The sequence below is a fragment of the Sphingobium sp. FG58 genome (genome assembly GCF_057809055.1).
In genome coordinates this window covers 212,991-232,999 of the sequence record NZ_JBMDJF010000006.1, presented here as the reverse complement: position 1 = coordinate 232,999, position 20,009 = coordinate 212,991, and the positions used below count along the sequence as shown (strand labels likewise).

The 20,009-nt window shown below is 64.3% G+C and carries 23 protein-coding genes; 12 read left to right on the top strand and 11 right to left on the bottom strand.

The window, feature by feature from the left end:
• Positions 1-20 precede the first annotated feature (20 nt).
• A complete protein-coding gene (locus ACODR8_RS10290; RefSeq protein ID WP_489007134.1) occupies positions 21-1,886 on the top strand; it encodes a PhoX family protein in 1,866 nt (621 codons plus the stop codon).
• A gap of 246 nt (positions 1,887-2,132) precedes the next feature.
• On the opposite strand, the gene rpmG is transcribed toward ACODR8_RS10290, so the two are convergent.
• Positions 2,133-2,300, bottom strand: a complete 168-nt coding sequence (rpmG, locus tag ACODR8_RS10285) for a 50S ribosomal protein L33 (RefSeq protein WP_006959016.1) — start codon at positions 2,298-2,300, stop codon at positions 2,133-2,135.
• Between the two features lie 198 nt (positions 2,301-2,498).
• Here rpmG and ACODR8_RS10280 point away from each other — a divergent pair, with 198 nt between their 5' ends.
• From ACODR8_RS10280 to ACODR8_RS10270, 3 genes are all read left to right on the top strand, one after another.
• The gene (locus ACODR8_RS10280; protein WP_489007133.1) at positions 2,499-2,828 is read left to right on the top strand and encodes a hypothetical protein; all 330 of its coding nucleotides are present in this window, start codon (positions 2,499-2,501) and stop codon (positions 2,826-2,828) included.
• Between the two features lie 13 nt (positions 2,829-2,841).
• Positions 2,842-3,408: a TMEM165/GDT1 family protein gene (locus tag ACODR8_RS10275; RefSeq protein ID WP_489007132.1), complete on the top strand. Its 567-nt coding sequence runs from the start codon at positions 2,842-2,844 to the stop codon at positions 3,406-3,408.
• A gap of 102 nt (positions 3,409-3,510) precedes the next feature.
• Complete coding sequence (locus tag ACODR8_RS10270; protein ID WP_217674170.1) at positions 3,511-4,002, top strand: Dps family protein; 492 nt, start codon at positions 3,511-3,513, stop codon at positions 4,000-4,002.
• A gap of 123 nt (positions 4,003-4,125) precedes the next feature.
• On the opposite strand, the gene ACODR8_RS10265 is transcribed toward ACODR8_RS10270, so the two are convergent.
• The 7 genes from ACODR8_RS10265 to ACODR8_RS10235 form a co-directional block, all read right to left on the bottom strand.
• A complete protein-coding gene (locus ACODR8_RS10265; RefSeq protein WP_489007131.1) occupies positions 4,126-4,596 on the bottom strand; it encodes a GreA/GreB family elongation factor in 471 nt (156 codons plus the stop codon).
• Positions 4,597-4,988: 392 nt separating this feature from the next.
• On the bottom strand, positions 4,989-6,815 hold the full coding sequence (gene cobT / locus ACODR8_RS10260) for a cobaltochelatase subunit CobT (RefSeq protein WP_489007130.1): 1,827 nt from the start codon (positions 6,813-6,815) through the stop codon (positions 4,989-4,991).
• Entirely contained in the window at positions 6,812-7,159 is a 348-nt protein-coding gene (locus ACODR8_RS10255; protein WP_489007129.1) for a HepT-like ribonuclease domain-containing protein, read from the bottom strand. The genes cobT and ACODR8_RS10255 overlap by 4 nt, the downstream gene beginning before the upstream one ends.
• Positions 7,149-7,445, bottom strand: a complete 297-nt coding sequence (locus ACODR8_RS10250; protein WP_489007128.1) for a nucleotidyltransferase family protein — start codon at positions 7,443-7,445, stop codon at positions 7,149-7,151. The genes ACODR8_RS10255 and ACODR8_RS10250 overlap by 11 nt, the downstream gene beginning before the upstream one ends.
• 16 nt (positions 7,446-7,461) lie before the next feature.
• A complete protein-coding gene (gene cobS / locus ACODR8_RS10245) occupies positions 7,462-8,469 on the bottom strand; it encodes a cobaltochelatase subunit CobS (protein ID WP_217674173.1) in 1,008 nt (335 codons plus the stop codon).
• A gap of 177 nt (positions 8,470-8,646) precedes the next feature.
• The gene (locus tag ACODR8_RS10240) at positions 8,647-9,939 is read right to left on the bottom strand and encodes an Hsp70 family protein (RefSeq protein ID WP_489007127.1); all 1,293 of its coding nucleotides are present in this window, start codon (positions 9,937-9,939) and stop codon (positions 8,647-8,649) included.
• A 284-nt stretch (positions 9,940-10,223) separates the two neighbouring features.
• Positions 10,224-10,844, bottom strand: coding sequence for a J domain-containing protein (locus ACODR8_RS10235; protein WP_119748955.1), 621 nt, complete (start codon positions 10,842-10,844; stop codon positions 10,224-10,226).
• A gap of 44 nt (positions 10,845-10,888) precedes the next feature.
• Here ACODR8_RS10235 and ACODR8_RS10230 point away from each other — a divergent pair, with 44 nt between their 5' ends.
• Together ACODR8_RS10230 and ACODR8_RS10225 are read left to right on the top strand one after the other, a co-directional pair.
• A complete protein-coding gene (locus ACODR8_RS10230) occupies positions 10,889-11,176 on the top strand; it encodes a BolA family protein (protein WP_294136764.1) in 288 nt (95 codons plus the stop codon).
• Positions 11,176-12,081, top strand: coding sequence for a pirin family protein (locus ACODR8_RS10225; protein WP_489007126.1), 906 nt, complete (start codon positions 11,176-11,178; stop codon positions 12,079-12,081). The genes ACODR8_RS10230 and ACODR8_RS10225 overlap by 1 nt, the downstream gene beginning before the upstream one ends.
• A gap of 249 nt (positions 12,082-12,330) precedes the next feature.
• On the opposite strand, the gene ACODR8_RS10220 is transcribed toward ACODR8_RS10225, so the two are convergent.
• A complete protein-coding gene (locus ACODR8_RS10220; protein ID WP_489007125.1) occupies positions 12,331-13,137 on the bottom strand; it encodes a zinc-ribbon domain-containing protein in 807 nt (268 codons plus the stop codon).
• 169 nt (positions 13,138-13,306) lie between these two features.
• On the opposite strand from ACODR8_RS10220, the gene ftsE reads away from it, so the two are divergent.
• From ftsE to ACODR8_RS10200, 4 genes are read left to right on the top strand one after another with little or no spacing between them, the layout of a single operon-like run.
• Positions 13,307-14,017: a cell division ATP-binding protein FtsE gene (gene ftsE / locus ACODR8_RS10215; RefSeq protein ID WP_489007124.1), complete on the top strand. Its 711-nt coding sequence runs from the start codon at positions 13,307-13,309 to the stop codon at positions 14,015-14,017.
• Positions 14,017-14,922 carry a cell division protein FtsX gene (locus ACODR8_RS10210; RefSeq protein WP_489007123.1) on the top strand — a complete coding sequence of 302 codons (906 nt, stop codon included), beginning with the start codon at positions 14,017-14,019 and terminating at the stop codon, positions 14,920-14,922. The genes ftsE and ACODR8_RS10210 overlap by 1 nt, the downstream gene beginning before the upstream one ends.
• Positions 14,919-15,449 (top strand): YdcF family protein, encoded by a 531-nt coding sequence (locus tag ACODR8_RS10205; RefSeq protein WP_294136767.1) that lies wholly within the window; start codon positions 14,919-14,921, stop codon positions 15,447-15,449. Before ACODR8_RS10210 ends, ACODR8_RS10205 begins: the two co-directional genes overlap by 4 nt.
• Before the next feature lie 15 nt (positions 15,450-15,464).
• Complete coding sequence (locus tag ACODR8_RS10200) at positions 15,465-16,169, top strand: lysophospholipid acyltransferase family protein (protein WP_489007122.1); 705 nt, start codon at positions 15,465-15,467, stop codon at positions 16,167-16,169.
• Here the strand turns inward: ACODR8_RS10200 and ACODR8_RS10195 are convergent.
• Both ACODR8_RS10195 and hisC read right to left on the bottom strand, forming a co-directional pair.
• Positions 16,166-17,071, bottom strand: coding sequence for a prephenate/arogenate dehydrogenase family protein (locus ACODR8_RS10195; protein ID WP_489007121.1), 906 nt, complete (start codon positions 17,069-17,071; stop codon positions 16,166-16,168). The genes ACODR8_RS10200 and ACODR8_RS10195 overlap by 4 nt on opposite strands.
• Positions 17,072-17,075: 4 nt before the next feature.
• The gene (gene hisC, locus ACODR8_RS10190) at positions 17,076-18,185 is read right to left on the bottom strand and encodes a histidinol-phosphate transaminase (protein WP_489007120.1); all 1,110 of its coding nucleotides are present in this window, start codon (positions 18,183-18,185) and stop codon (positions 17,076-17,078) included.
• A gap of 88 nt (positions 18,186-18,273) precedes the next feature.
• On the opposite strand from hisC, the gene metX reads away from it, so the two are divergent.
• A complete protein-coding gene (gene metX, locus ACODR8_RS10185) occupies positions 18,274-19,410 on the top strand; it encodes a homoserine O-acetyltransferase MetX (protein ID WP_489007119.1) in 1,137 nt (378 codons plus the stop codon).
• Positions 19,407-20,000 carry a methionine biosynthesis protein MetW gene (gene metW, locus ACODR8_RS10180; protein WP_489007118.1) on the top strand — a complete coding sequence of 198 codons (594 nt, stop codon included), beginning with the start codon at positions 19,407-19,409 and terminating at the stop codon, positions 19,998-20,000. The genes metX and metW overlap by 4 nt, the downstream gene beginning before the upstream one ends.
• The last annotated feature ends 9 nt before the right edge of the window (positions 20,001-20,009 follow it).

Here is a 20,009-nt window from a genome sequence, read left to right as displayed (position 1 = left end):
CGCTATAAGGGTAATCAACCATGTCCCATCTGACCGACGAAGCGCGCGCGCCCTATCGTGATGCGCAGCCGACCATTTCCATGGGCGATAATAGCCTGGAAGCGATCGTTGCAGCCAATCCTGCGCGCCGCACGATCCTGAAGAATGGCCTGCTGGGCCTGTCGATCCTGCCGATGCTTGGCGCGCTGTCTGCCTGTGGCGATGACGATGATGGCGGGGCCAGCCCAACGCCCACTCCTACGCCGACCCCGACGCCGACCGACAGCTACACCGTCAGCTTCGCCGCCGTCGCCGCCAACATGAACGACACCGTCACCGTGCCGACCGGCTATACCGTAGATGTGCTGCTCAAGGCGGGCGATTCGGTGGAAACCGGCACCCCCTATTCGGGCAGCTTCCCGACCCCTGCCGACGCCGAAAAATGGGCCGGCGGCAATCATGACGGCATGGAATATTTCGACCTGTCGGGCGTGGACGCCAATAGCGGCGGCCTGCTGGCGCTCAATTTTGAATATCCCGACTTCAACATCCTGATGTCCGGCACCTACGACCCGGCCACCGCCACCGCCGACCAGAAGAAGATTGCGCTTTCGGCCGTCGGCATCGGCGTGGTCGAAATTGCCAAGGGCAGCGACGGCAAATGGGCGGTCAAGGCCGGGTCGCGCTTCAACAAGCGTTATACCGGCAACAGCCTCTATCGCGCCGGTGGCCCTGCTGCGGGTCTGCTGTCCAGCCCGATCAAGGGCATGCTCAACAATTGTGCGTCGGGTCGTACCCCCTGGGGCACCTACCTCACCTGTGAGGAAACCACCGACAATTATCTCGACCCGACCCAGCCTGCCAAAGATTATGGCTGGGTGGTCGAAATCGACCCCTATCAGGAACTGGCCGCCCCGACCAAGCGCACGGCGCTCGGCCGTTTCAGCCATGAAAACACGGCCTATATGGCCAATAGCGACAATCGCGTCGCTATCTATATGGGCGACGATTCGACGCCGGGCTGCATCTATAAATTCATTCCCGACCGTACTTTTTCCACCGCCAACCGGGCGGCCAATATCGACCTGCTCGACTATGGCACGCTCTATGTCGCGCGCTTCAACGGCGACGGCACGGGCGAATGGCGCGCGCTGGTGCAGGGCCGGAATGGCCTGATCGTCGGTGCGTCCGATCCGGGCGACGTCAGCCAGTTCACCACGCCGCCTGTCCCCACCACGGTCAATTTCGCCAATCAGGCCGACGTGCTGATCAACTGCCAGTCGGCGGCGCGTGTCGCGGGCGGCACCATCATGGACCGTCCCGAATGGATCACGGTTGCGCCCGACAACAGCGCCGTGTTCGTAACCCTGACCAACAATAGCGGTCGCCGCGTCACCGACACGCCCAACCCGCGCGTCACCAACCGCCACGGCCATATCGTCAAGTTCAAGGAAGAGGGCAACTCGCCGCTCGCCACCAAGTTCAGCTGGGAAATCTTCCTGCTGGCAGGCGATCCGGCGCTGGCGTCGGGTGGCGCCAATCTGGTCGGCGATATCAAGGGCGACACTTTCTCCAGCCCCGACGGCATCCGCATCGATCCCAAGGGTCGCCTGTGGGTCCAGACCGACCATAGCGTACCCGGCACGTCCGGCGTGACCGGCAAGTCGATCGAGGATATTTTCGGCCAGAACGCCATGTTCTACATCGACCAGACGACGAAGCAGTCCAAGCGCTTCCTGGTCGGCCCCAAGGGCTGCGAAATCACCGGCCTCGCCTATACGCCGGACCTCAAGACCTTCTTCATCAACATTCAGCATCCCACCGGCAACTGGCCGGTCGCCGGGCAACAGCCACGCTCCTCGACCATCGTGGTGCGTCGCACGGACAGCCAGCCGGTCGGTAACTAAACGCCGATCCTGTTCCACCGTCACCCCGGCGAAAGCCGGGGTCCAGGGTCGCATGGTCCAACTATGCCGCCCTGGATTCCGGCGTTCGCCGGAATGACGGTGCGTATCGGGATAAATAGTCCAACCAACAGCAAAAGGCCCGTTCCAGCACTGGAACGGGCCTTTTTGTAATTCCGGCGTAGCGCCTGGACCCTGGATCCCGGCTCAAGGCCGGGATGACGACCGGCGGCTAACGCCGCCTTGCCGTCACTTGATCTTGGCTTCCTTGAACTCGACATGCTTGCGCACGACCGGGTCATACTTGCTGAAGCTCAGCTTCTCGGTCTTGGTGCGCGGGTTCTTCTTGGTGACGTAGAAGAAGCCGGTGTCAGCGGTGCTGACGAGGCGAATCTTGACAGTTGCTGGCTTGGCCATGGCCTTATCCCCGGACGTGAATATAAAAAAGTAAGAGCGGCCCGCCAAATGTCAGGACCGCCCCGTTTCAGCGGTGGCCCATGGGGCAGATTCGCGTCGCTGTCAAGTTTGGCGCGCCGCATCTGGCCGGTTTACCCGGTCTTAACCAGACAGGCGCATCATGCCAATGGGACGACAGGACAGCGAAGGGGCTTTCCCATGCGACATGATCCAAAGCTGGCGATATTGGCCGACCTGATGCGACGGGTCGATGGTCTGGCGGGCCAGCGTGGTCATCTGTCGGTCGCCCGGCTGCATGATGAAGTCGACCAGATTCGCCATATCGCTCGCGCCTTCCACCTGGATGAAGTCGAAGGACTGGCCGGGACGCTCGAATCGGCGCTCTCGCTCCATGGCCTTGGCCCGGTAGTCCTCTCCTATCTCGACCTGATGCGCGACGCGATCACGAGCGACATGCCCGTGGCCGACATCGTGCCGATCATCGCGCACCGCCCGCCCGCCGCCGCACGTCCCACCCTGCGCGCCTGAACCAGCGCCGCCGATGGACGCCCTGCTGCTTGCCCTGCTCGGCTGCCTGCTCGGCGAAATCGGTGACAAGAGCCAGTTGCTCGTCCTCGCGCTCGCTGCCCGTTATCAGCGCAACGGCGCGGTGATCGCTGGCATCATCGTCGCCGCCATCGCCAACGCTGCGATATCCGCCACCGCTGGCGCATGGATCGGCCCGATGCTGGGGGCCGACGCCCGCCTCCTGTTCCTCTCGCTCTCCGTCCTGTTTCTGGGGATCGGTATGTTCTGGCCAGTCACAGCGCCCGATCCGCTGGCCAACTGGCCGACCGGCGCCTTCCTCACCACGATGCTGGGCCTCTTCATCCTGGGTTTTGGCGACGGCCCGCAATTTCTGATCCTGGGGATCACCACCCATAGCGGCAATCCGGTGCTGGCGGCTGTCGGCGGCGCGATCGGCGTGATCGCGGCGTCCGTGCCGGTCGTGCTGCTGCGTGACCGGATCTTCGCCGTCCTGCCCACCCGCGCCATCCGGCTGGGCGGCGGCGTGCTGCTGCTGATCGCGGGCGCTATCATGGCCTTGTCGGCGCTGGCGCTTTTCTGATCGCTTTCTTTCATCAGGCTGATCGCGTTTTTCGGTGGCACCTTATGCGCCGTCGATCATTATATGTCCGAAACCAATATCGCACTGCCCAGGAGGACATCAATGACCGCCGCCGATCTCAAGACCCCCACTGACCTTAAAAGCAACGCCACCAAGTCCGTGGCGCAGGCGCTCAACGGCGTGCTGGCGGACAGCTATGCGCTGTACCTCAAGACCAAGAATTTCCACTGGCATGTGTCCGGCCCGCATTTCCGCGACTATCATCTGATGTTCGATGAACAGGCCGCCGAAATCCTGGCTACCACCGACCTGATTGCCGAGCGCGTGCGCAAGACCGGCAACGTTACCCTGCGCTCGATTGGCGATATTTCCCGTCACCAGAGCCTGAAGGATAATGACGCCGAATTCGTCAGCCCCGCCGACATGCTGATGGAATTGCGCAACGACAATCTGGCGCTGGTCGAATCCTTCCGCGCGGTCAAGGCCGCCGCGACCGAGGCAGGCGACAACGCCACCGAAGGCATCGTCGACGACTGGACCGACCAGGCCGAACAGCGCGCCTGGTTCCTGTTCGAGGCTGGCCGGGGGGCATAAGCCGCCGCAGGCATGAAATTTTTCGCGCAGAGGCACAGAGGACGCTGAGATAGAAAAGCTAAAACTCGGCGTCCTCTGCGCCTCTGCGCGAATCTCTTTCCTGGCTTCGCCGGATGCGCGGGATCAACCCTCGCTCACTATCGCGATCGCCATTATCTCCACCGCATCCTGTTTCCCGGCAAAATCGACCGTCTCGCCCACCGCCGCATCCATCATCGCGCGCGCCAGCGGGGCGGAAAAACTGATCCGCCCGTCCGCCGGGTCAGCCTCATCATCGCCCACGAGTCCGACCATCTTGTCCCGCCCATTGAGCCGATAGGTCACCCGGCAGCCGAACGCCACGACATCTCCCGCCGCGACCGGCCGCAATTCCGCCGTCGCCAGCCGCGTGCGCCAGTAGCGCAGCACACGGCTGTGCTTCTTGACATCCTCTTCGGTCATGCCGCTCAGGTCGACCGCCTCCAGCGCCCCGACCTTCTCCCGCGTCAGCCGCAACCCCCGCGCCGTCACCCAGTTCGGCCCCGCCGGGATCGGCAGCTCGAACTTGGGTTCCATATGCTCATCATCGCCCTCGCGACGAAAGGCGACACTCATCAAATTGCTCCGTTCATCGGCTTATGCTCTTGTGGAAAGATTGTTCTTGATCATTCGACGTAAAGTTTTAGGCATGTGTCTACGGTTGGGAATTGTGTCCAATCGTTGAAGCCGCCTCAATGGCGGTTTTTTTGTGCCTGAAGGATGCGGCGCTCAGTGGAACATCTCCCCTGGGTGTTGGCGCGCTTCTTGGCCTTAATCATTCAAACCCTTGTCACAGTGATGGTGGATCGGCGACGCATTTCGCGCAAGCGCCGGTTCCGCTTTGAATGTGGCTCATTTCGGTTTGATTGGTCGAGCGCCGAGAAGTTCTCCGATACTCACTAATACGCTTCAGATTTTGCCTTCACAGGTGATTCGGAGCGCGATGGCGCTTGCCTTGAGTAAATGGCTCAATCTTCATCGAACAACCCAGCGAGCTGTTCTACCATCGTCCCGCCCAATTGCTCGGCGTCCATGATCGTCACCGCCCGCTTATAATAGCGGGTCACGTCATGGCCGATGCCGATCGCGACCAGTTGCACCGGCGAACGGTTCTCGATCCAGTCGATCACCTGCCGCAAATGGCGCTCCAGATAGGTGCCGCTGTTCACCGACAGGGTGCTGTCATCCACCGGCGCGCCGTCGGAAATCACCATCAGGATGCGGCGCTCCTCATTGCGGGCGATCAACCGGCTGTGCGCCCAGAGCAGCGCCTCGCCGTCGATATTTTCCTTCAGCAGCCCTTCGCGCATCATCAGGCCCAGATTCTTGCGCGCCCGCCGCCACGGTTCGTCGGCCTTCTTATATACGATATGGCGCAGGTCGTTGAGCCGCCCCGGCATCGGCGGTCGCCCCGCGGCCAGCCACTCCTCGCGCGCCTGTCCGCCCTTCCACGCCCGCGTGGTAAAGCCCAAAATCTCGGTCTTGACCCCGCACCGTTCCAGCGTGCGCGCCATGATGTCGGCGCTGATCGCCGCGATGCTGATCGGCCGCCCGCGCATGGAGCCTGAATTGTCGATCAGCAGCGTCACCACCGTGTCGCGAAATTCGGTATCGCGCTCGATCTTGTAGGTCAGCGATCGGGTCGGGTCGATGATGACCCGCGCCAGTCGCGCCGCGTCCAGCATCCCCTCATCCTGGTCGAAATCCCAGGACCGCGACTGTTGCGCCATCAACCGCCGTTGCAGCCGGTTGGCAAGCTTCGTCACCGCCCCCTGCAAGCTGACGAGCTGCTGGTCGAGGAAGCCGCGCAACCGCACCAACTCCTCCTCGTCGCACAGCTCGTCGGCGGTGACGATCTCGTCATGCTTGAGCGTATAGGCCTTGTAGTCGAAGCCCGGCGGCAGGTCGGATGTCGGCCGGTTGGGGCGGACCGGCATCATGCCTTCCTCGCCCATATCGTCCGCGCCCGCATCGCTGTCGGCGTCGAACTCGTCGCTATATTCGGTCTCGCCGTCTTCGGTGTCGCCGCCCTGATCCTCGGCGCGGGTTTCGGCGTTTACGTCGCTGTCGCCGGACTCGTCCTGTCCCGAATCGCCGTCCTCCGACTGCTCCTCATCCTCGTCGCCCTCATCCTGGGCTTCGGGTTCGTCGGTGTCGGGCGGCACATCGGCGTCGATCAACTGGAGATGTTCCAACATCGCGGTGGTCAGCTTCTGGAAGGCGCGCTGGTCGTCGATCGCCAGCGCCAGCGCATCCAGATCATGCCCGGCCTTGTCCTCGATCCACTGCTCCACCATCGCGACGCCCGCCGCGACGTCCTTCGGGATCGCCTGTCCGGTCAGCCGCTCGCGGACCTTGAGCGCCAGCGCGGTGGACAGCGGCACCTCGTCCGCCGATCGCGCCCGGCGGATCGCATCGGACTTCAGCCTCAGGTCGAGTGCATGGTTGAGGTTGGCCCGTACCCCCTCCATCTGCCTAGAGCCAATCGCCTCGACCCGCGCCTGCTCGACCGCGTCGAACACCGCCCGCGCTACCGCCTCGCCCGGCGCGGACGCCGCATGGATTTTCGCGCTATGATGCCGCAATTTCAGCGCATTGGCATCGGCAAAGCCCCGCGCCAGCGCCACCTGATCGGCGGGCAGGGTCCGTGCGGGCGTCGGCACCTTGATCGCCTTGCCCGCCAGATGTGGCGCATCGGCGGTAAAGCCCACCTCCACCTCGGCATCACGCGCCATAGACCGCGCCGCGCCCGACAGCACGTCCTTGAAAGCGTCGAGGGGGGAGCGTTCGGTCATGGCAGATCCTTGAGCGCTGCGACGCAGGCCGCGCGCAAAACAGGCAGGCTGTCGGTCATCGTGGCGAAGATGATCCTCAAGTCCAGCGCATCATAATGGTGACGCAACATATTCCCCAGTCCCCGGATGGCGTCAGCCGGGATGGACGGGGCAATCGCGCCCATCCGGTCCTTGCCGATCTTGATCTCTGCTTCTGTGATCCGTTGCAAACAGCGTTCCGACGCATCGATCGTCTTTCGATCGGCAGCAAAACGCGCATAGTCCAGCCCGTCGATATAGACCGCAATCGCATCGCAATTTTCCACGATGTCCAGCAGCCGATGCTGCTCCCGACTAGAAGACACGCACCCGATCCTTGTCGATTTCCGCCTGGAAGCGCGCTTTTCGCGCCGGTTCGCTGACCAGATCGACCGGAACGTCCAGCCAGTCTCCCAACCAGCTGGACATGGCTGCAAAGCGGAACAGGTCCATGCGCGCGGCCTCGTCGATGGTCACGGCGACGTCCACGTCCGAATCCGACCGCGCATCGCCGCGCGCGGTCGATCCGAACAGCGACAGGCTCACGACACCCATGGCCCGCAATTCTGCTTCACGGGCTTTCAGGCGGGTGATGGCTGTCTGCTTGTCCATGATGCTCCTGCGGCTACTACCCCGCCTTCCCCACGACGCTCTCCGGCAGATCCTTGCCGAACACGCGCTGATAATATTCAGCCACCAGCGCCCGTTCCGCCTCGTCGCATTTGTTGAGGAAGGAGAGGCGGAAGGCGAAGCCGACATTTTTGAAGATCAGCGCATTTTGCGCCCAGCTGATCACGGTACGGGGCGACATGACGGTCGAAATATCGCCGTTGATGAAGCCCTGCCGCGTCAGTTCGGCGACCTTGATCATATTCTCGACTTCCTTGCGGCCGCCCTCATGATCATATTCGCCGGACTTGGCCAGCACCACCTGCGCCTCGGTCGCGGCGGGCAGGTAATTGAGCGCCACCACCAGATTCCACCGGTCCATCTGGCCCTGGTTGATCTGCTGCGTGCCATGATACAGGCCGGTCGTGTCGCCCAGACCCACCGTATTGGCGGTCGCGAAAAGGCGGAAATAGGGGTTGGGGCGGATCACGCGATTCTGGTCGAGCAACGTCATCTTGCCGTCGGTTTCCAGCACGCGCTGGATCACGAACATCACGTCGGGGCGGCCCGCATCATATTCGTCGAACACCAGGGCGACCGGGCGCTGCAACGACCAGGGGAGCAGGCCTTCCTTGAACTCGGTAACCTGCTGCCCGTCTTTCAGGACGATGGCGTCACGCCCGACCAGGTCGATGCGGCTGATATGCGCGTCCAGATTGATGCGGATGCACGGCCATTTCAGGCGCGCGGCGACCTGCTCGATATGGCTCGACTTGCCGGTGCCATGATAGCCCTGCACCATGACGCGGCGGTTGAACGCGAAGCCCGCCAGGATCGCCAGCGTGGTGTCCGGGTCGAACACATAAGCGGGGTCCAGGTCCGGCACCCGCTCGTCGGCTTCGCTGAAGGCGGGAATTTGCATGTCGACGTCGATGCCGAACACATCGCGGGCATCCACGAACCGGTCGGGGGCATCCATCAGCGTTTCGGCGCGCGTGTCGGGCTGAACGTTGGAAATATCAGTCATCGGGTCATCATCTTCCTGCGAGTCACGCCAGCCGTAGAGCCTTTCCACAAGAGCGGAAATGCTCTTTGCTTTTGATTTCGCATTTTCCGAGCCGTTGTCCGTTACCGGCCAACTCGAAAATGCTCTAGCCGATCCATCGCGGCCGTGTCGATAGAGTGGGGGCAAGGATGCGCCGGATCAAGCGGCCCATTCGGCCAGATTGGCCTCCTGCCCGATCAGTGCCAGCCCATGCGCGATCGATGTGAGTTCGCCCCCGGTCGCAATCCGATCCGCCCCGAAGCGCGTATCGAATATCCCCCGTATTGCCGGAATCAGTGACGATCCGCCGGTCAGGAACACCCGGTCGATGCTGTCTGCGGTTACCCCGGCGGTCGCCAGCGCCTTGTCCACTGTTGCCTCGATCCGGGCGATATCGGGCGCGATCCAGCGCTCGAAATCTGTACGGCTCACCTGCGTTTCGATCTCCAGCCCGCCGCCGGCAAAGCGGAACGCTGCGCTCTCCTGCGCCGACAACGCCCGCTTGAGGCTCCCCACCGCATCATAGAGCGGATAGCCCAGTTCCTTCTCGATCACCGTCATCATCCGCCCGATCGCGGCGGGTTCATCGGCGGACTTCTGCAACCGCGCCAGTTCGTCCATCGTCCGCCGGTTGCGCATCAGCGCCAGCCGCGACCAGTCGGCGAAGTCGGCAAAATAGCTGCGCGGTATCTCCAGAGTCTTGCCGAACGACTGGTAACTGCCGCCCTTGCCCAACATCGGCAGCACCAGATGGTCCATGATCCGATAGTCGAACCGGTCGCCCGCAATGCCGATACCCGCCGACCCCAAGGGCGTCGCCCGCCGCGCTGCGCCCGGTGCCTCCACCCGCACGATGGAAAAATCGCTGGTGCCGCCGCCGAAATCTGCGACCAAAATCGTCGCGGCCTGGGTCAAACGGCTGGCATAGCTGAACGCGGCGCCCAACGGTTCATAGACATAATGGATGTCGGCACCGAACCCGGCAAACATCGCGTCATAGCGTTTGCGCGCCAGCGCCTCGTCAGGCCGCGACCCGGCATAGGTCACTGGCCGCCCGACGATGATCCGTTCCGGCCTTTGGTCCAATGCGCCGCCCGCATGGCCGACCATGCGATGGAGGAACATCGCCCCCAATTCCTCGAAGCGATAGCGCTTCTCGAATATATTGGCGCTCTCGAAGATCGGGCTGGCGGCGACCGACTTGAACGACTGGAGGAAGCGGCTATCCTCTGGATATTCCATATATTCGGCGATCGCCCACGGCCCCGCCTCATGCGCCAGCCCGCCCTTGACGCCTTCCTCATGCCAGAAACAGAGCGCCGACCGGAACACCGCGCCGGTCGCTTGCCTGCCTGCAAATTCGACCAGATCGGACTGCTGGCCGGTGGCGATGGCGACGACGCTGTTGGTCGTGCCGAAATCTAGGCCCAGCGCGCGCGGCACGTCCTGCATGATCTGTCTCCGGGGAAGGGGCCGCGCCCTATGGCATCGCCGCCGCATCAGGACAAGGCTGTCCTACACGGCCCTATACTGCCATGCTCGAACCTGCTCTTTCCCATCGTCGATCGCGACACACGAAACGTAATGAAATTACGTAATTGCGCATGAAAATGTCGCATTTACCGGGAAATATGCGAAGTTAAGGTATCCGTGTTCCCGCGCAGGCGGGAACCCAGTCCCGCCGTCAGAACTGGGTTCCCGCCTGCGCGGGAACACTTTTGACCATCACGGAAACTTTAGGCGAACACTGCCGCCTTCTTCAAATGGCCATAGGCCTCGATCACGGCCTGCAACGCGCTTTCATGGCTGCGGTCGCCGCCATTATGGTCGGGGTGATAGCGGCGCAGCAACTGGGTATAGCGAGTGCGCAGCGCCTTGCGGTCGGCGTCGATCTCCAGCTCCATGACGCGCAGCGCCTTGCGGTCCTCGGCCGACAGGAATTTCCCGTCCTGCCGCATCTGCGCATCGGCCCGTGCCTTGGCCACCCGCTCCTTGAACTTCGCCCCGATGGCGTCGAGCGGGTCGGAGAAATCGGACCATTTGGGCGGCGGGCTGTGCGCGTTGGAGGAAAAAGCGCGCGTCTCCCGTTCCCATCCGGCAAAGGGGCGCTGGGCAGCGGCGATTTCCTCCGGCGACATGCCGGTGAAGAAATTATAGCCCTGGTTGAACTCGCGCACATGGTCCAGGCACAACCAGCGCCAGCGCGGCCCCTCATCGCCGGGGCGGGCGCTGCCCTCCAGCGGCGGCGCACGGAACTCGCCCGCTTCGGGGCAGCCGCTCACCCAGCAGGGGCGGTCGCCCTCCACCCGGCCATGAAAGCGGTTGAAGCGGCGGGTCGAGAAAGGGTCGGTCGACAAAACTGTCCTGATGCAAGTCGCGGCAAAGCGTCTATATAGGCGGCATGACCCAGATTCTGAAAGGCCCAGTGGCCACCGAAATCGAAACGCGGCTGCAAAATGCCCTGACCCCGCAACAGCTGGCCGTGATCGACGACAGCGAAAAGCATCGCGGCCATGCCGGGCATGATGGCTCTGGCGAAAGCCATTTCACCGTGGACATCGTGTCGGATCGCTTCACCGGTCAGAATCGCGTCGCCCGCCAGCGCATGGTCAACGCGGCGCTGGCCGACTTGCTGCGCGACAAGGTCCATGCGCTGGCCATCAAGGCGCGCGCACCCGGAGAAGCCTGATGACCATGGACGATCTCATCATCCAGACGATCACGCCCACCACCCATGATCTGGGCGATTTCAAGGTCCACCGGTCGTTGCCCGCCAAGGGGCGCACGATGGTCGGCCCGTTCATCTTCTTCGATCAGGCGGGGCCAGCCAAGATCGGCGCGGGGCAGGGTATCGACGTCCGCCCCCATCCGCACATCAATCTCGCCACCGTCACCTATATGTATGAAGGGGCCTTCTTCCACCGGGATTCGCTGGGGACGGAGCAGATCGTCGAGGCGGGCGCGGTCAATCTGATGACGGCGGGCAAGGGCATCGTTCACAGCGAACGATCGCCCGATGAGGAGCGCGCCAAGCTCTCCAAGCTGTCCGCTATCCAGACCTGGCTGGCGCTCCCCGACGCGCTGGAGGAAATGGACCCGGCGTTCGAGCATGTCGGCGAGGGCGGCCTGCCGGTGATCGAGACGCATGGCGTCCGCGCCCGCGTCATCATGGGGTCGCTCTGGGGCGCAGCCTCGCCTGTCACCACCTATGCCGACACCATCTACGCCGATATCCAGCTGTCCCCCGGCGGCCGCGTGCCGATCGACCCGTCCACCGACGAACGCGCGATTTACGTGTCGGGCGGCGACGCTGCGCTCGACGGGATGATGCTGGCCCCTCAGACGCTCTACGTCCTGCGCCCCGGCACCAGCGCCACATTGATGAGCGTCGATGGTGGCCGCGTCGTCCTGTGCGGCGGCGAAGCCTTCAAGACGCCGCGCCATGTCTGGTGGAACTTCGTTTCCTCCCGCCAGGACCGGCTGATGCAGGCACGCGAAGATTGGGACGCGCTGCGCTTCCCCCTGATCCCCGGCGACGATCAGGAGTTCATCCCCATCCCGCAGGGACGGCCCAAGACGGTCAGCTATCCGTAAAAAGCCCCGTTTCGGGGAGGGGAATTGCATATGACTTTTCGTTATCCCTACATCGTCATCCTGAATTTATTTCAGGATCCATCGGGCCCCAAAAGCCGCAGCTGGAGACGCGAAATGGATGCTGAAGCAAGTTCAGCATGACGATGAAGGAGGGGGCAGTTCGATATGCGATAACGCTGCCGGTTCGGGGAGGGCGACCGTCGGCGCAGCCGATGGTGGAGGAGGCAGGCGGCTGGACGCGCCGTCGCCCTACTGCACAAAGGTCAGCGACAGATTCTCGGCATTTTTGGGAATGTCGATCCGGCTCTCGTTGATCGAGGCTTCCTCGCCTGGCTTCAGCCGGCTCTTGTCCGCCTTGGTCGTCCAGCTGAACACCAGCCGGTTCTGCCGGTCGCGCAATTGCACCAGCACCGGGGGGACCGGCAGCGCCTGCGTCCCGCTGTTGACGATCCGCGCACCGAACGCGAAATATTCCTCGCCCGTCGGCAGCTTGCGCCGTTCGGCCGGCTTGGACAGATAGAAGAGCAGATCAGGATCGCCCTCTTCGGCCACCAGCCCCAGGCTGACCGCCCATCCGGGTGGCCCGAAATAATAGAAGGCACCCCCCGCCGCGGCCACAAGCGCGGCAAAGGCGATCGCGGCATAGGTCCACAGCTTGACTGGATTGCGCCGCGGCTTGAACGGCGGGGCGGGCGCGAACTGGCTATCCTGCGCGGGGTCGACCGGCGCACCGGCGTAAATATCGTCGATCCGATTGTCCGCAGGCGCGGCGATCGGCGGCGCAACGGGCGCGACTTCCTCCGGCACAGAGGCCACGGCTTCGGCGGCTTCCGGTGCGGCTATTGGCGCGGGCGGGGCGACCGGTTCGACCGGTGCCGCAACCGGCGGCACGACCACTGGCGCCTCGACCGGTGCGCTCTCGCGCGGCGGCAGGGCGGCTGGTTGCTGGAACCAGCTATGCTTGCACGCGGCACAGCGGACCTGGCGGCCGGCCGGACCGACGGCGCTGTCCGGCACGACATAGCGCGTCGCGCAATTGGGGCACACCAGGATCATGTTGCTTCATAGGCATGGCAGGGACTCGCGCGCAAGCGGTCAACTTATGTTGGCGTCATTCCGTCGCGACTCGCGGCAAGATGCGGGCCGGGCTTTACGGCTGCCTGCCCGCTGTGCCATGGCTGTGCTTCCGGGGAACAGGGAGCGCGCGAGCGCCATATTTCAAGACATGTCGGCCATCGTCCAGTTCGAGAATGTCGGCCTGCGCTATGGTCTGGACAGTGAAACGCTGTCCGACGTCAGCTTCACGCTGGCGGGCGGCGGCTTTTATTTCCTGACCGGCGCATCGGGCGCGGGCAAGACATCGTTGCTCAAATTGCTCTACCTCGCCCAGCGCCCCAGCCGGGGCGTCATCCGCCTGTTCGGCGAAGATGTCGTGACCCTGCCGCGCAAACGCCTTCCCGGTTTCCGCCGCCGCATCGGCGTGGTGTTTCAGGATTTCCGGCTGGTCCCGCATCTGTCCGCCTATGACAATATCGCCCTGCCGCTCCGCGTGGCTGGCATGGAGGAGGGGGAGATCGACGCCCCCGTTACCGAGATGCTCAATTGGGTCGGGCTTGGCGACCGCGGGCAGGCGCGGCCCGCGACCCTGTCGGGCGGGGAGCAGCAGCGCGTCGCCATCGCCCGTGCGGTGATCGGGCGGCCCGAAATTTTGGTGGCGGACGAACCGACCGGCAACGTTGATGCTGACATGGCCCGCCGCCTCATGACCCTGTTCGAGGCGCTCAATCGCCTTGGCACCACCATCGTCGTTGCTACCCACGACCTGCCGCTGATCGCGCAGGTCTCGGGCGCGCAGATGATGCGGCTGGACAAGGGACGGCTGGCCGACCCGACCGGATCGCTGCGTTATCCGCCGTGCCCGCAGGGCAGCGAGTGATGGTGTCGCGTGCGGATCGCCGTGCCGCCGCCGCCGCGCGCCATCGCCTGCTGCCCGGGGGGCGGGTGGCCGGGCCGATGCTGTGGATCATTGCGATCATGATGTTCCTGACCGTGCTGGCCGCCGCCGCCGGGCTGGGTCTGGGCGCGGCGGTCCAGTCGATGAGTGCGGATCTGGCCGGACGCGCCAGCGTACAGGTGGTGGAGGCGAACCCTCAACAGCGCGACCAACTCGCCGCACGAGCGCTGACCGCATTGCGCGGCGCGGACGGGGTGCAGGCTGCCGCCGCAGTCGATCCCGCTTTGCTGGCCGACCAGATCCGCCCCTGGCTGGGAGAGGAAGCGACCAGCGGCGACCTGCTGCTGCCCGCTTTGATCGACGTGACGCTGACGCCCGGCGATGCCGATGCAAAGGTCGCGCGGCTGCGCCGCCTGCTCGGCGGGCTGTCGCCTGCCTTGCGGATCGAACCCCATGCCGCCTTCCTGCTGCCGCTTGCCGGTTTGCTGTCGGCGCTGGGCTGGCTGGCCGCCGGGGTCGTATTGCTGATGACGCTGGCGACCGGGGCGGTCGTGGTGCTGGCGGCGCGCGGCGCGCATGACAGCCATCGTGGCACTATCGAGGTGCTGCACCTGATGGGGTCCACCGACGTCCAGATTGCCCGGCTGTTCCAGCGCCGCATTGGCCTCGACGCCATGCTGGGCAGCGCGCTGGGCTTTGCCTTCGCTGCCTTCGTTATCCTGCTGATCGGCCTGCGGTTGAGCGCGACTGGTTCGGAACTGCTGGGCGCGGTGCGCCTGCCGCCGATCAGTTGGGCGGTGCTGGCATTGCTGCCGGTGGCGGGCGTCATATTGGCGACGCTGGCGGCGCGTTGGACGGTGTTGCGGGCGCTGGGGCGGGCGCTGTGATCGTCCGGCTGCTCGCCGTCTCGCTGCTGGGCTGGATGCTGGGCTTTGTGTGGTTTGCGATCTTCCTGCCCCAGCCGCTCGACGGGCGCCAGACCGACGCGATCGTCGTGCTGACCGGCGGCGCGGGGCGGATCGACCGGGGCATTGCCCTGTTGCAGGGCGGGGCGGCCAAGCGGATGCTGATTTCCGGCGTTGACCGGTCGGTCCGTCCGGGCGAACTGGCGGCGCAATATCAGACGCCCGAAGCCTTGTTCACCTGCTGCATCACCTTGGGCCGCGAAGCGATCGACACACGGTCCAACGCCATCGAAACCGCGCGCTGGCTGGAACGGCGCGATTATAAGACGGTGCGGCTGATCACCACCGACTGGCATATGCGCCGCGCTGCGCTAGAATTGCGGCAGGCGCTGCCCGGCCGGGTCGCCATCGTCTATGATGCCGTGCCCAGCCGCCCCAGCCTGACGATGCTGGCGCGCGAATATAATAAATATCTGCTGCGCCGCGCGGCTGCACTTCTTGGCATTTGATGGCATAGCGCTCCGATGATCACCTTGCTGCGCTCCATCGTCTTTTCGCTCATCTTCTATCCCGGCAGCCTGCTGCTGGTGCTGGCTGCCTTGATATCCAGCAGTTTTTCGCCGCCCACCGTGCAGCGTGTGTCGACGGTGTGGGGCTGGTTCCACCGCTATTGCGCCCGCTGGCTGCTTGGGCAGAAGGTGGTGATAGAAGGCGATCTGCCGCTTGGTCCCTATCTCTATATCGTCAAGCATGAATCGATGTTCGAGACGATCGACATGCTGTGCGTGTTCGACCGACCGGTGATCGCCGCCAAGCGGGAGCTGTTCGATATTCCGCTATGGGGGACCATTGCCGACCGTTACGGCCTGATCCCGATCGAACGCACCGCCGGGGCGAGTGCGATGCGGACGTTGCGGACCCGCGCCAAGGAAGCCAATGAAGCCGGAAGGGCGGTCTGCATCTTCCCCGAAGGCACCCGCGTTCCCCATGGCGAAGCACCGCCGTTACGGTCGGGCTTTGCCGGCCTCTATGCGCTGCTGGGGCTGCCCGTGGTGCCGATTGCGCTCAACAGCGGGCTGGTATCGCCCAAGGGCAGTTTCCTCAAAAAAGCGGGCGTCATCACGTACAAGGTCGGCGAGATCGTCCCCGCCGGGCTGGACCGGCGCGAGGCGGAAGTGCGGGTCCATGCCGCGATCAACGCGCTGAACCCGCCCTCTGCTTTGGCTTAATGCGCCCGGCCAAAATCGGGCTTGGCGTCGTCCTGACCCTGTTCGATGATCGACCGGCGGATGGCGCGGGTGTGGGTGAACAGGTTGAACAGCGCGTCGCCGTCATTCCAGCGGATCGCCCGTTGCAGCGCTGACAGATCCTCCGAAAAGCGCTGGAGCATTTCCAGCACCGCGTCCTTGTTGGCCAGGAACACGTCGCGCCACATGGTCGGATCGGACGCGGCGATGCGGGTGAAATCGCGAAAGCCGCCGGCGGAATATTTGATGACTTCCGACTGCGTCACATTTTCCAGATCGCTGGCCGTTCCGACGATAGTGTAGGCGATCAGATGCGGCAAATGGCTGGTCACGGCCAGCACCAGATCATGATGCGCCGGGTCCATCATCTCGACGTCCGCGCCGACTCGCCGCCACAGTTCGGCAACCCGCTCGACCGCTGCCGGATCAGCGTCAGCGGGCGGGGTGACGATGCACCAGCGGCCCTTGAACAATGTGGCAAAGCCTGCTTCCGGCCCGCTATTCTCCGTGCCTGCGACCGGATGCGCCGGGATGATCGTCCGTCCGGGGAGCGCTGCGACCAGTTGCGCCAGCACGTCCGCCTTGCATGATCCGACATCGCTGATGATCGCGTCGGCGTGCAGATCATCGGCCAGTTCCGCCGCCGCCGCGCCCATGGCGCGGACCGGCACGCACAGCACCACCAGATCGGCGTCGGTGACCGAAGCGCCCGCCGTGTCGGTGATGTCGTCGCACAGGTAGATCCGCCGGGCGGTGTCCCGCACCGCCGGATCGGCATCATGGCCGGTGACCCGCACCGTGGGCATTTCCGCCCGGATGGCGCGGGCAAGCGAGGAGCCGATCAGGCCAAGGCCGATGATGGTGATGCGGGCGAACGGCAGCATCGCGTCAGGCCGATTCCGCCATGGCGCGCAGCTTGTTGGCGACCGCGCGGGTCTGCGCCTTGGTGCCGATGGTGATGCGCAGGCCGTTGGGCAGCCCCTGGCCGGGCAACCAGCGGGTGGCATAGCCTTCTTCCCACAATCCCTTCATCGCGGCCTCTGCGGTCAGCTTGCCATCGAACAGGATCAGCAGGAAGTTGGTCTTGCTCGGCACTACGCGCAGGCCATGGTTGGACAGGGCCGCCACCTCGCCAGCCAGCCATTCGCGCCAGCGCGCATTATGGGTGCGGCTCGATTCGACCCAGCCGCTGTCGTTGATCGCGGCGATCGCGGCGGCCTGGCCAGCGGTCGTGACGTTGAACGGGGCGCGGATGCGGTGGAGAATGTCGATCACCTCCGCACTGGCATAGCCCCAGCCGATCCGCTCCGCCGCCAGCCCGTAAATCTTGGAGAATGTGCGGGTGACGAAAACATTGTTGGCGGTATTGGCCAGTTCCAGCCCACCATCATCCTCGTCAGCGTCCAGATATTCGGCATAGGCCTGATCCAGCACGAACAAGATATCGGGGCGCAGGCCCGCGTGCAGGCGCGCAATCTCTTCGCGGCTGGTCATCGTGCCGGTGGGGTTGTTGGGATTGGCGAGGAACACGACCTTGGTCTTGTCCGTCACTGCCGCCAGCAGCGCGTCCACGTCGGTCGCATAATCCTTGTCCGGCGCGATCACCGGGGTCGCGCCGACGCGGCGGGCGGCGATGTCGTAAACGGCAAAGCCATAGCGCACATACAGCACTTCATCGCCCGGCCCGGCATAGGCGCTGGCGGCGATGTGCAGCAACTCGTCCGATCCGGTGCCGTAGATGATCCGCGCCGGGTCCAGCCCATGCACCGCGCCGATCGCCTCACGCAGCCTGGTCGCGCCCGGATCGGGATAGGTGGCAAGGTCGGCGGTGGCGGCGACCAGCGCGGCGCGCGCGGCAGCGCCCGTACCCAGCGGATTTTCATTGGCCGACAGCTTGATCAGCGGGCGGCCATCATCGGTCGCGGACTTGCCCGGCACATAGGGCGAAATGCCGAGAATCCAGTCCTTGGGAGCGGGTTTTACAAGTGTCTCTGTCATGGCGACGCGCTTTAGCGGCTTCCGCGCCAAAGGCAAAGCGCCCGTCCAGATTGACAGCGCTCCACCGTGGTCCTAGCCCGGCGCGACCATGGCCAGCCTCTCTATGACAGATGACAGCCGTTTCGGCCTGCGCCGACAGGTTCGGCTTGCCGGGCCGTTGCCGCTGGATAGCGGCGCGGCGCTGGGGCCGGTCGATATCGCCTATGAAACCTATGGCACGCTGAACGCTGACCGGTCCAACGCGATCCTGATCTGCCATGCGCTGACCGGCGACCAATATGTGGCGTCGGACCATCCGGTGACGGGTAAGCCCGGCTGGTGGTGGCGGCTGGTGGGGGAGGGCCGACCGGTCGATCCGGCGCGCCATTTCATCGTCTGCGCCAATGTCATCGGCAGCTGCATGGGATCGAGCGGCCCGGCCAGCCTGGACGCGGCCACCGGCGCGCCCTTTGCCATGCGCTTTCCGGTGCTGACCATCGCCGACATGGTGCGGGCGCAGGCCATGCTGCTCGACCATCTGGGGGTGGATCGGCTGTCGGCGGTGATCGGCGGATCGATGGGCGGGATGCAGGCGCTGACCTGGCCGACGTTGTTTCCGCAACGGGTGGAAAGCTGCATCGTCATTGCGTCGACTGCGCGGCACAGCGCCCAGAATATCGCCTTTCACGAGGTCGGTCGGCAGGCGATCATGGCCGACCCCCACTGGCGCGGCGGCGATTATTATGCCGACGGGCAAGTGCCGAGCGCGGGCCTGGCGGTCGCGCGGATGGCGGCGCATATCACCTACCTGTCCGAAGCGGGGCTGACCGAGAAATTCGGGCGGCGCTTGCAGGGGCGCGACGCCAAGACATTCGGCTTCGACGCGGATTTTCAGGTGGAAAGCTATTTGCGCCATCAGGGGCTGAGCTTTGTCGAGCGGTTCGATGCGAACAGCTACCTCTACATCACTCGCGCCATGGACTATTATGACATTGCCGAGGATCATGGCGGGTCGCTGGCCAGGGCGTTTACCGCCAGCAAGGCGCGCTTCTGCCTCGTCAGTTTCGATACCGACTGGCTCTATCCGACGGCGGAATCGCGGATCATCGTCCATGCGCTCAACGCCGGGGGTGCGCAGGCGAGTTTCGTCGAACTGTCCAGCCCGTTCGGTCATGACGCTTTCCTGCTGGAATGTCCTGAATTGAACCGCGTCGTCGACGGCTTCCTGAAAGGTGGCCGGGCGTGAGTGAGCAGTTGCGGCCCGATCTCGCGCTGATCGCGCGCACGGTGCGGCAGGGTGCGCGGGTGCTGGACGTGGGCTGTGGCGACGGCGCGCTGATGGCGGCGCTGCGCGACAATGTAGGGGTCGATGCGCGCGGGCTGGAGATTGACGGATCGAACGTTGCGGACGCTGTCGGGCGTGGCCTGTCGGTGGTGCAGGGCGACGCGGACACCGACCTGCGCTATTATCCCGACGCCAGCTTCGACTATGCGATATTGAGCCAGACGCTTCAGACGACGCGGCGGCCCGATCTGGTGGTGGAGGAATTGCTGCGGATCGGCAGGCAGGCCTTCGTGTCCTTCCCCAATTTTGCCCATTGGCGTGGGCGGATTTCGCTGCTGTGGGGCGGGCGGATGCCGGTGACGCGGCTGTTGCCCGACACATGGTACGACACGCTCAACATCCATCATGTGACGGTGGACGATTTCCGCGCGCTGGTGAAGGAGCGCGGCTGGACCATCGACGGGCAATGGTTCCTGAAGGGCGACAAGGAAACCACCCACGCCAACGCCAATCTGTTTGCCGAACATGCGGTGTTTTTGCTGCGGAAATAGGTGGGTGAC